General features: G+C 78.5%; 1 protein-coding gene. It reads right to left on the reverse strand.

Annotated features, from left to right (window positions below; all coding sequences use genetic code 11):
• A partial coding sequence (locus tag BHU15_RS40185; protein ID WP_171908403.1) for a DUF6286 domain-containing Asp23/Gls24 family envelope stress response protein occupies positions 1-794 on the reverse strand: 794 nt, incomplete at both ends.

A 794-nucleotide genomic window follows, 5' to 3' on the forward strand; every position in this document is an offset into this window, starting at 1 on the left:
CGTGCCCGGCGTCGCGCGCGTCCGGGTCACCGAAAGTGATCCGTGCGCGTATGACGATCCGGCGGCGCCCGGCCGTGACCCGTACGCGCGCGACGCCGGGCACGTCGGCCGCGCGATGCCGGACAAGAGCAGCCGCCGCCGGCCTGTCGAGGGAGGTGCGCGGGCCGGCCATCGCGAGCCGCCCGCGCAGCCCGGGGGTGAGCGCCGTGAGCAGCAACCACAGGCCGGCCACCGTCGCCACGGCGGCGCCGACGGCCACCGCCGTGTCGGCGGGACCGTGGCCCGTCAGCCAGTCCAGCGCGCGCACCCGCAGGCCGGACGGGGCGCGGCCGAGCGCCACCGCGACGACATCGGCGAGCAGCGCCCCGCACACGACCGCGCCGATCAGCGCGAACACGGCCGCCGGGACCCGGCGTTCGGACCAGGGGCGCCGGCCGCCGCCGGGCCCGGCGGTCTCCACCGAGACCGCCGGCTCGACCGCCGGGGGTGAGGACTGCGCGAGGCGGATGATTCGGACCGCCGTACGGCTGACCGTCAAACCCGTGAGACGCGCGGTGCGTTCCGCCACGCGGCGCTGGAGGTCGGCCCCCGACGTTTCGAGATGCGAGGGGTAGGCCAGGCCCACACCGAGCTGGATGCGGTCGACCCGGCTGCCGCGCACATCGGCCGACGCACGCACCACCTCACCCCCGGCGGGCCGCAGCACCTCTTCGGCGGCCCGGCCCGCCACCCGTCGCACCACCCGGTCCGCTATCCGCGTCGCGCCACGGTCGGCGGGCGGCGGCACGGGCGGC

Source organism: Streptomyces niveus (genome assembly GCF_001723055.1).
GTDB lineage: Bacteria > Actinomycetota > Actinomycetes > Streptomycetales > Streptomycetaceae > Streptomyces > Streptomyces niveus.